The 2,969-nt window shown below is 70.1% G+C and carries 4 protein-coding genes; all 4 read left to right on the forward strand.

All coding sequences use genetic code 11. The features are described from left to right. Nucleotides 1–446 (forward strand): hypothetical protein (locus G6027_RS18905; RefSeq protein ID WP_241727091.1); only part of this gene is annotated, 446 nt, incomplete at its 5' end. Beyond that, nucleotides 433–972 carry a hypothetical protein gene (locus G6027_RS12695; RefSeq protein WP_182616255.1) on the forward strand — a complete coding sequence of 180 codons (540 nt, stop codon included), beginning with the start codon at nt 433–435 and terminating at the stop codon, nt 970–972. The genes G6027_RS18905 and G6027_RS12695, both read left to right, overlap by 14 nt. Further along, nucleotides 969–1,211, forward strand: coding sequence for a hypothetical protein (locus G6027_RS12700; protein ID WP_182637496.1), 243 nt, complete (start codon nt 969–971; stop codon nt 1,209–1,211). Before G6027_RS12695 ends, G6027_RS12700 begins: the two co-directional genes overlap by 4 nt. Nucleotides 1,212–1,493: 282 nt before the next feature. Continuing rightward, the coding region (locus G6027_RS12705; RefSeq protein ID WP_182637497.1) for an alpha/beta fold hydrolase at nt 1,494–2,969 on the forward strand (1,476 nt) is incomplete at its 3' end.

The raw sequence follows: 2,969 nt of genomic DNA on the forward strand, positions 1-2,969 counted from the left end.
GGATGCTGCTCAACGCCGCCACCTCCCGGTTCGGCGACCTGCCCCCGGCCACGCGTGACGCGTTCCGCGACGCCGTCGAGACCGCCGGGAGCACCGACATCTCCATCGAGGCGCTGTTCGGCATGGCCCGGATCGTGGGCGCCGTCCTGGCGGTGCTCGTCAGCGTGGTGACCGTGTGGCTGGCCTTCCGGCTGCGGGCGGGAAAGGGCTGGGCCCGGACGATGCTCGACATCGTCGCGATCTTCCTCGTGGTGGACGCGGTCTCGGTGGTGATCGGCGTGTTCGGTGGAGTCGCCGTGGCGGGGGAGCGCGGCGAGATCGTCACCTTTGTCGTGATCTCGCTGCAGATCCTCGCGGGGCTGTGCGCCGCAACCGCCGTATGGCGTCAGCACACCGCCGAGGCCATGAAGTTCACGACCGGCGGCGGTGCCCGTGCCGGCGAGTGAGCCTGACCGCCCGGGGCCGGAACCCGAGGGCCCCATCCTCTTTGCCGAAGACGGGTGGAGCTGGGCCTGGATCTTCGCCGCGCCGCTGTTCTGCGCGAGCGCCGCGGTGTTCGAGCTGATCGCCGGCGCACCCGTCCACTGGCTCATGCTCACTGTCTGCGCGATCGCCGCGGCGATGTGCCACGGGGTGATGATCGCCGCCACCCGCGTCCACGGTCGTGTCCGGCTCACACCGACCACGTACATCCAGGGAACCGAGGAACTCGAACTCGACCGCGTAGAAGAGGTCTTGCCACTGCCCGGTGACGGCCGCCCCGAGGCCTCGTGGGAGACCGCCCGCACACTCGGGGAGCTCCGCGAGATCCCCCGGCGCCGGCGCTCCGTGGGACTGCGCCTGGACACAGGTGCCGAGGTCCGGGCCTGGACCCGCGACCCGGCTGCCCTGCACTCCGCTCTCGAGGCCGCGGTCCGCTCCGTCGGAACGGGCACGGGCACAGGCTCAGGTACCGCCTCGGATCCGGCGTGACCGCCCGGCGCCACGCCGTCATCGCCGTCACCGCCGCGCTCCTGGCGGTGGTGTTGTGGTGGCTGTCGCGCGACCTCGTGGCCGTCCGGCCGCCCGAGGTCGACCCGCCCGTCGACGGCGTGATCCTGCGGACCTATACCGAACCCTGGCTGCTGCTGGCGGCTACGCTCTCGGCCGGCCTCGCGATGGTGTCGGCGACGCTCGCGGTCGTGTCCCGGGACCGCCGGCATGAACAGTGATATATCCACTTCTGCCTGCACTTTTCTGGCACGAAGCCCGCTCGCGGTAACGATCGGATGACGGTTCCCTGAGTCGGTGCCAGTTGGTGCTGCGTGGCACCGGACACAGGCTACATTTGGAGCGGTTCGGACGCTTGTGACGCTCGTGAACTTGAGCGGTCGCGGCGTCCGATTCGTCTGGTAGTCATCTACAGAACATGGAATCGGGGATCGGTGCAGCCGTCTAGCACTTTCGTTGGCACCACCGCGGTCGTTGGCGCGATCGCTCTTCTTGGTACCGGGGTGGCTGCCGCCGCCCCGGTCAAGTGGCAGGACTGTACCGAGATGCTCGGGATCGAGGCCGAGTACGTGCCGGCCGGTCTCGAGTGCGGGACCGTCGAGGTCCCCGTCGACTACAGCCAGCCCGACGGCGCCCGGACCGAGGTCGCGCTGACCCGCATCAAGGCCTCCTCCGGTCAGGCCCGGTCGGCCGTCTTCGGCAATCCCGGCGGCCCCGGCAACTACGCGCTCAACTTCTGGAGCCCCGCATTCGACGGCACCGCGCCCGCCGGCCTGTACGAGAACCACGACCTCGTGGCCGTGCAGCCGCGTGGCCTCTACGGCTCCAACCCGATGACCTGTGACGTCGCCTTCGTCGGCCCCACCACCGCCAACGCTCTCCACGACGCCTGCTTCGGGACCGACCCGGCCTACATGGCCTCGTTCACCACCGAGAACGCGGCCCGCGACATGAACTCCGTCCGCGAATCGCTCGGGCTCGCGGAGATCGACTACGTGGGCGTGTCCTACGGCACCGCGATCGGCACCGACTTCGCGACCCTGTTCCCCGAGCACACCGGCCGCATGGTGCTGGACTCCAACACCCACCCCGACTGGCGGTGGTCCCAGCAGGCCGAGCAGGGCGCGCTCGCCCAGGAGCGGCGCCTGAACGACATCTTCTCGTGGATCGCCGAGCGCGACGACTACTACGGCCTCGGCGATACCCCGCTCAAGGTGTTCCATTCCTGGAAGTGGGTGACCGACCAGGAGGTGGGGGGCCCCGCCAACCTCACCCCGCCCCCGGCCGAGACCCGCGACCTGCCCGTCGAGCTGCGGGGCACCGCGCTCGAGCGGCCCGCGATCGACACCATCAACGGGACCGCGCCCACCCTCGCGCGCGTCGAGGGCTTCGGCCGCGCCGTCGCGCTGCAGGGTCTGACCAACAACGCCACCACCGGGTTGTACGACGCCACGGTGGGCGCGACCTACTCCGAGCAGGCGTGGCCGATGCTGGCGCACATGCTCAAGTACTACAACGACGGCGGCAACATCGCCCGGGTCGACTACCCGACGGCCGCGCAGATCATCGCCGCGCAGGAGAGCCGCTCCCCGGTCTTCCGCACCGACATCGAGATGAACGCGATTATCACCTGCAACGAGACCTCCTCGCCGCCCAACGAGCTGGGCGTCATGGCTGCAAAGGCGGACCGGCACACGGGCGGCAACAAGCTCACCACCCGCGCCGCGGCCGAGGCCGCCGGTGACGACTGTGTGGGCTGGGCGCCGGTCGCGCGCACCATCCAGCCGAACGGCGAAGACCTCGATCAGAAGCCGCTCGTCCTGCACTCGGAGAAGGACGCGGTCACTCCTATCGCCGGCGCCCACCGGGTCGTCGAGACGCTCGACGGGACGCTGGTCGTCGTCGGCGGCGGCGAACACGGCACCTTTCGCACCGGTAACGCGGCCGTCGACGCCGTGGTGATGGAGTTCCTCGAGACC

Origin of the sequence: Dietzia sp. SLG310A2-38A2, from assembly GCF_014145095.1 — a bacterium.
Taxonomy (GTDB): domain Bacteria; phylum Actinomycetota; class Actinomycetes; order Mycobacteriales; family Mycobacteriaceae; genus Dietzia.